The organism is Kitasatospora misakiensis, assembly GCF_042656005.1.
In the GTDB taxonomy this organism is placed as follows: Bacteria; Actinomycetota; Actinomycetes; order Streptomycetales; family Streptomycetaceae; genus Kitasatospora; species Kitasatospora misakiensis.
Genome location: NZ_JBHSOF010000031.1, coordinates 94625 through 101537, shown reverse-complemented (window position 1 = coordinate 101537; position 6913 = coordinate 94625). Strand labels below are relative to the sequence as shown.

Annotated in this window: 5 protein-coding genes and 1 pseudogene; 5 read left to right on the top strand and 1 reads right to left on the bottom strand. The window is 76.0% G+C overall.

What is annotated here, in order from left to right:
• From ACFP3U_RS22775 to ACFP3U_RS22755, 5 genes and pseudogenes are all read left to right on the top strand, one after another.
• Nucleotides 1-132, top strand: a pseudogene (locus tag ACFP3U_RS22775) (electron transfer flavoprotein subunit alpha/FixB family protein); the annotation flags it as partial.
• Between the two features lie 218 nt (nt 133-350).
• The gene (locus ACFP3U_RS22770) at nt 351-1775 is read left to right on the top strand and encodes an acyl-CoA synthetase (RefSeq protein ID WP_380227466.1); all 1425 of its coding nucleotides are present in this window, start codon (nt 351-353) and stop codon (nt 1773-1775) included.
• A gap of 214 nt (nt 1776-1989) precedes the next feature.
• Complete coding sequence (locus ACFP3U_RS22765) at nt 1990-2898, top strand: C40 family peptidase (RefSeq protein ID WP_380227465.1); 909 nt, start codon at nt 1990-1992, stop codon at nt 2896-2898.
• A gap of 397 nt (nt 2899-3295) precedes the next feature.
• Nucleotides 3296-4363 (top strand): NUDIX domain-containing protein, encoded by a 1068-nt coding sequence (locus ACFP3U_RS22760; protein WP_380227464.1) that lies wholly within the window; start codon nt 3296-3298, stop codon nt 4361-4363.
• A 78-nt stretch (nt 4364-4441) separates the two neighbouring features.
• Nucleotides 4442-5263 (top strand): DUF4184 family protein, encoded by an 822-nt coding sequence (locus ACFP3U_RS22755; RefSeq protein ID WP_380227463.1) that lies wholly within the window; start codon nt 4442-4444, stop codon nt 5261-5263.
• Between the two features lie 155 nt (nt 5264-5418).
• Here the strand turns inward: ACFP3U_RS22755 and ACFP3U_RS22750 are convergent, their stop codons facing one another.
• Nucleotides 5419-6783 carry a dipeptidase gene (locus ACFP3U_RS22750; protein ID WP_380227461.1) on the bottom strand — a complete coding sequence of 455 codons (1365 nt, stop codon included), beginning with the start codon at nt 6781-6783 and terminating at the stop codon, nt 5419-5421.
• Nucleotides 6784-6913 lie beyond the last annotated feature (130 nt).

Sequence of the window (6913 nt, the reverse complement as noted above, 5' to 3'; positions counted from 1 at the left end):
TCGAAGACCATCGTGGCCGTCAACAAGGACCCCGAGGCCCCGATCTTCGAGCTCGTCGACTACGGCGTGGTCGGCGACCTGTTCGCCGTCCTGCCGCAGCTCACCGCCGAGGTCAAGGCCCGCAAGGCCTGATCCGCGGAGGCAGCACGGCGCGGGGGCGCGTCCGGGAATTCCCCGGGCGCGCCCCCGCCGTCCTTCGCCCTGCCACCCGGACGCCGGCCGGTGACCCGTAGAGTCGGTCGGCGGCGCCGGTCGCGGATCCCCGAGGATTCCCGCAGGCCGTCGCGCACAGCTCACAGCACAGCGCACAGCTGACCGTGGACATCGTGGACAGGGGCGAGGGCAGACGCATGACACTCTTGACGGCGCTTCAAGGCGGCTCCGGCGACTCCGCCGACGCACTGCGGATCTCCGACGGACCGGGGCTCTCCCGCGAGCAGCTGCTCGGCGCGGCCACCGCCGTCGCCGACCGGGTGGCCGGCGCCCCCGCCCTCGCGGTGCTCGCCCGGTCCACCGCCGAGACCGTGGTGGCGGTGGTCGGCGGCCTGCTCGCCGGGGTCCCGGTCGTCCCGCTGCCGCCCGACTCCGGGCCCAAGGAGCGCGCGCACATCCTGCGCGACTCCGGTGCCGCCCTGCTGGCCCACGCCGCCGCCGACACCCCGCCGGAGGACGCCGGCGTCGCCGGGCTCCCGGTCGACCTCGGCGAGCGTTCCGCCACCACGTACGCCGAGCCGGACCCGGCGGCGACCGCCTTCCTGCTCTACACCTCCGGCACCACCGGCGCGCCCAAGGGGGCGATGATCGGCCGCTCCGCCGTCGCCGCCGACCTCGACGCGCTCGCCGACGCCTGGCAGTGGACCGCCGAGGACACCCTGGTGCACGGCCTGCCGCTGTTCCACGTGCACGGCCTGGTGCTCGGCGTGCTCGGCGCGCTGCGGACCGGCAGCCGCCTGGTGCACACCGGCCGGCCCACCCCCGCCGGGTACGCGGCCGCCGGCGGCAGCCTCTACTTCGGCGTGCCGACCGTGTGGTCCCGGCTGGCGGCCGATCAGGAGGCGGCCGCCCGGCTGGCCTCCGCCCGGCTGCTGGTCTCCGGCAGCGCCCCGCTGCCCGTCCCGGTCTTCGAGCGGCTCGCCGCGCTGACCGGCCACGCCCCGATCGAGCGGTACGGCATGACCGAGTCGCTGATCACCGTCTCCACCCGCGCCGACGGCGAGCGCCGCCCGGGCAGCGTGGGCCTGCCGGTGGCCGGGGTGCGCACCCGGCTGGTCGGCGAGGACGGCGGGCCCGTCCCGTACGACGGCGAGAGCGTCGGCGAACTCCAGGTCGCCGGGCCCACCCTCTTCCGCGGGTACCTCAACCGGCCGGACGCCGATGCCGAGGCGTGGACCGCCGACGGCTGGTTCCGGACCGGGGACGTCGCGGTGATCGGCCCCGACGGCTTCCACCGGATCGTCGGGCGCGCCTCCGTGGACCTGATCAAGAGCGGTGGGTACCGGATCGGCGCCGGCGAGGTGGAGGCGGCGCTGCGCGACCACCCGGCGGTGGCCGACGCGGCCGTGGTCGGCGCGCCGGACGAGGACCTCGGCCAGGCGATCGTGGCGTACGTCGTCCCGGACGGTCCCGTGACGGGGGAACAGCTGACGGACTTCGTGGCGGAGCGGCTCTCGGTGCACAAGCGGCCCCGCCGGGTGGTGCTGGTACCCGAACTGCCCAGGAACGCCTTGGGGAAGGTGCTGAAGAAGCAGCTGCTGGCGGACTCGGCACACGGGTGACGGGCGGTCACCCGGCGCCGGGTCGGGTGACGGTCGCTCACCTTCCGTGAGCCTTCCTTTGGCGCACTCCACTGCGCGCTGTGAGCGGACGCGTGCCTACGGTGACAAGCGGCGCGGCGGGGCCCGGTGGGCCCCGCGCACCGCGTCCACCGTTCAGCGATCACCTTCAGCGCGACCGGGGTGATCGGCGCGATCAGCGAAGGAAGACAGCAGCATGACGACCGTCAACACCGGCGCACCGGGTGCCGCCGACGACGCGACCGGGCAGTCCACGGCCGCCACCTCCTCCCGGCCGGCGCGCGGCGCCCGCCCCTCCCGCCCCTCCCGGGCCGCGCGGGTCCGCCGGGGGATAGGCATGGTGGCCGTGATCGCGGCCGGTGCCGGCGTGATCGGCCTCGGCACGAGCGTGGGGACCGCGGCGGCCGAGCCGGCGCCGGCCCACGCCGGGTGGGACGGGTCGCGGTACTGGTTCAAGAACAGCCAGGGACAGTGGCGCTGGACGACGCACTACGACGTCTACCTGGCGCGGACCGGCGGGTCGGCCTCGACCTCGGGCACCTCCGCCACGAAGACGACCGGGTCGTCCGGGGGGATCACCCAGGGGTGGGACGGGTCGCGGTACTGGTTCAAGAACAGCAAGGGGGAGTGGCGCTGGACGACGCACTACGACATCTACCTGGCGCGGACCGGGGGGTCGGACACGGCCTCCTCCACCGGCTCCTCCTCGTCCTCGGCCGATTCGGCGGCGCCGGTCGCGGACGGTGACGTCGAGGCGGCGGTGCAGTTCGCGCTCGCGCAGCTGGGCAAGCCGTTCAAGACGGCCGGCAACGGTCCGGACGGCTACGACTGCTCGGGCCTCGTCCAGCAGGCCTTCCGGCGGGGCGACATCGAGCTGCCCCGGGTCGCCAACGACCAGTACGCGGCCACCACGCCGGTGACGGCCGCCCAGCTGCGGCGCGGCGACCTGCTGTTCTGGTCGGACGACCGCTCCGCGCGGGGCATCCACCACGTGGCGATCTACCTGGGCAACAACCAGTACGTGGAGGCCGCCCGGCCCGGCACGCTGATCCGGATCTCGGGGATCAGCAGCGGCTACTACCCGACCCACATGGGCCGGCCCTGACGCCTGCGCGTGCCGTCGCCCGGCGCCCGGACCACGGCGGTCCGGGCGCCGGTTCGCGTGCGGCGGCGGGTGGTCAGGAGAGCGGGGCGGTCGGGCCGGCGGGCGTGCGCGCGGCGGGGCGTACGGGGTGCGGAAGGGGCGCGCGGCCGGGTGTCGGACTCCGGTCTCCGGGGGTGCGCGCTCCGGCGCGCCGCAGGTCGCGGGGCTCCCGCGCCATCCCCTCTGAGCTGGGCACATGCCGCTGTCAAACGGAACCGGGAACCGCCAGGAGCCGGGCCCGCGTGGAGGTATGGGGACCGGCGCGGCGGGGGTACCACCACGGGTGGCGCTGGTTCGACTGACGGGGGCGCCACCCGGTGCGAACAGTACCGGGGGAGGTCGAGAACGGGGGACGTACGTGATCGTCTGGGTCAATGGCACGTTCGGGGCGGGCAAGACGAGCGCCTGCCGCGAGTTGGTGGAACTACTGCCCGGCAGCATGCTGTTCGATCCCGAGCTGGTCGGGTTCGGGCTGCGCACGATGCTTCCGGCCGACCGGATGGCGGTGGTGTCGGACTTCCAGGACCTGCCGGCCTGGCGCCGGCTCGTCCCCGAGACGGCGGCGGCGCTGCTCGGTGAGGTCCCCGGGCCGCTGGTGGTCCCGATGACGCTGCTGCGGGAGGACTACCGGGACGAGATCTTCGGCTCGCTGGCCTCGAACGGCATCGCCGTGCACCACCTCGTCCTGGACCCTGAAGAAACGATCCTGCGTGGGCGCATCGCCGGACGCGAGGAGCTTCCCGACGACCCGGAGCGCAGCGAGCGGATCCGGCAGTGGTGCCTGGAGCACGTGCCGCGCTACCTCGCCGCCCGCCGCTGGCTGCGCCGGGACGCCCGGCTCGTCGACACCTCCGGCCTCACCCCGCGCGAGACCGCCGTCAAACTCGCCCAGCTGGTGCGCGACGGCTCGGCCCGCTGCCCGATCGTGCAGACCCCCGACCCGACCGGCGACACCGTGGCCGCGGCCGTCCTGCTCTTCGACGAGGAGGACCGGGTGCTGCTCGTCGACCCGGTCTACAAACCGGACTGGGAGTTCCCCGGCGGGGTGGTCGAACGCGGCGAGGCGCCGACCGACGCCGCCCTGCGGGAGACCGCCGAGGAGCTCGGACTGAGACTCGACCCGGCCGTGCTGCGGCTGCTCGCCGTCGACTGGGAGCCGCGCACCGGCCCGCGCCGGGGCGGTCTTCGCCTGGTCTACGACGGCGGACTGCTGGACGCCACCGCGCGGCAGGGGCTGCTGCTCCAGCAGGACGAGTTGCGGAGCTGGCGGTTCGTCAGCCTGGAGGAGGCCTCCGGGCTGCTGCCGCCCGGCCGGTACCGGCGGCTGGCCGCGGCGCTGGAGGCCCGCCGCTGCGGGGAGCTGCGGTACCTGGAGGCCGGGCGCCGGGCGGGTGTGGGGCTGGCCTCGACGGCCGACGCGGCCTGAGCCGGGGCCGGGGCCGTGGTCGGGGCTGCGGTCGGGTCCGATTCGGTGGCCCCGGTCGGGCGGCGGCAGGATGTGGGCATGCCGTTCACACTGAGCCATCCGGCCGCCGTCCTGCCCCTGCTGCGCGCGGCGGGTGAGCGCGGACCGCTGGTCGCGTCGGCGCTGGTCGCCGGTTCGATGGCGCCGGACGTGCCGTTCTTCGCCGAGTCCCTGCTGCCCGGGGTCTACCGGCACGGCGGGGTGACGCACCGCTGGTGGGCGGTGCCGACGGTGGACGTGGCGATCGCGGCCGCCCTGGTCGCGGGCTGGCACGGGCTGCTGCGCGGGCCGCTGGTCGCCCTGCTGCCGCCGCCGTGGGCCGGTGCGGCCGAGGCGCTGACGGTCCGGCGGGCCGTCCCGGGCCGGCCCGCGCGGGCGGACCTCGCGTGGTTCGCGGCCTCGGCGGCGGTCGGCGCGGCGAGCCATGTCGGCTGGGACGCCTTCACCCACCACGGGCGGCTCGGCGTCCGGCTGTTCCCGGTGCTGGACCGGCCGCTCGCGGGCGGGCCGCCGCTGTACGAGGTGCTGCAGTACGGCACCTCGGCGGTCGGACTGGCCGCCGTGGCGGGGTACGCCGTACGGGCGGCCCGGTCGGTGGAGCCGGTGCGGCCGGCCGTCGAACTGTCGGGCCGGGCGCGGCGGGCGGGTGCGGTGGTGCTGGGCGCGGCCACCGCGGCGGGGGTGGTGCACCGGCTCGTGCCCCTGCGGCGCGGGCCGCTGGCGGAGTTCTGTTTCGGGGCGGGCGCCGGCCTCGCGGTCGGGGCGGTCGGGTGGGCGCTGGCCCGGGCGGCGGTGGCGGGGGTCCGCGGGGGTGCGGGCCGGGCGGCCGGCTCGGCCGGGGTGCGGAAGGCGCGGGGGTAGCGGCGGACGGCGCATGGGGGGAACGGGGTGGCGCGGGGAGTGCGAGCGGGGCGCCGAGGTCCCGGGACGCGCGGGCGTGCGGTAGCGCGGGGCGGGCGCACCTCCCCCGACCGGGCGGACCGGCGTCGGACCGGCCGGTCGGGGGAGGCGTCGGGTCAGACGGAGCGCAGCTCGGCGTAGCGGCGCAGGAAGAGCGCCTCGGTGAGCGCCATCCGCTCCAGCTCCAGCGGGTCCACGCTCTCGTTGACCGCGTGGATCTGGGTGGTCGGCTCCTCGACGCCGATCAGCACGATCTCGGCCTCCGGGTAGAGCGTGCGCAGGGTGTTGCAGAGCGGGATCGAGCCGCCCTCGCCGGAGGCGACCATCGGGGTGCCGAAGGCCTCGGCCATCGCCTCGCCCATCGCCTCGTACGCCGGACCGGAGGTGTCGGCGCTGAACGGCGCGCCGTTGCCCCGCCGCTCCACGGTGAGCTGGGCGCCGAACGGCACCTGGGCCTCCAGGTGGGCGATCAGCGCGTCCTGGGCGGCCGTGGTGTCGGTGCCCGGCGGCACGCGCAGGCTGACCGAGGCCTTGGCCGAGGCCTGGACGGAGGAGGTGGCGCCGACCACCGGCGGGGCGTCGATGCCGAGGACGGTGACCGAGGGGCGGGCCCAGATCCGGTCGGCGACGCTGCCGGTGCCGGTCAGCGCGACGCCGTCCAGCACCTTGGCGTCGGCGCGGAACTGCTCGTCCGGGTACGCCACGCCGGTCCAGGTCTGGTCGGTGGTCAGGCCGGCCACCGCGACGTCGCCGTGCTCGTCGTGCAGCGAGGCGAGCACCTTGACCAGGGCCTGCAGCGCGTCTGGGGCGGCGCCGCCGAACGCGCCGGAGTGCAGGTTGCCGGCCAGCGTGCGGACCGAGACCTCGACCACGGTCATGCCGCGCAGCGAGGCGGTGACGGTGGGCAGGCCGGCCGCGAAGTTGCCGGTGTCGCCGATCACGATGACGTCGGCGGCGAGCAGTTCGGGGTGGGCCTCGGCGTAGCGCTCCAGGCCGCCGGTGCCCTGCTCCTCCGAGCCCTCGACGATGATCTTCAGCCCGACCGGGTAGCCGCCGTCCACCTGGCGCAGCGCCCGAAGGGCCGTCAGGTGCATGAGGATGTTGCCCTTGCAGTCGGCGGCGCCGCGCCCGTACCAGCGGCCGTCGCGCTCGGTCAGTTCGAAGGCGGGGCTGAGCCAGGCGTTCTCGTCGAGCGGCGGCTGGACGTCGTAGTGCGAGTAGAGCAGCACCGTCGGGGCGCCGGCCGGGCCGGGCAGCTCGCCGTAGACGGACTGGGTGCCGTCGGGCGTGTCGAGCAGCCGGATGCCGGTCAGGCCCTCGGCGGCGAAGGCGTCGGCGACCCAGCGGGCGGCCTTCTCGCACTCCTCGACGGGGAACTGACGCGGGTCGGCGACCGAGGGGAAGGCGACCAGCTCGGCGAGATCGGTACGGGTGCGGTCCATCAGGGACCGGACGGCGTCGGCCAGGGGCTGCTGCGACATCGGGTGTGCTCCGGGTAGGGGTGGTCCGTCCGGGGGGGGGCGGGTGGACGGCCGTTGACGGGGGGTAACGCCGATCATAGGCGGACTCGAACGGAGGGCCGTGGGGGAGCGGCCCCCGGCGCCCGCTCCC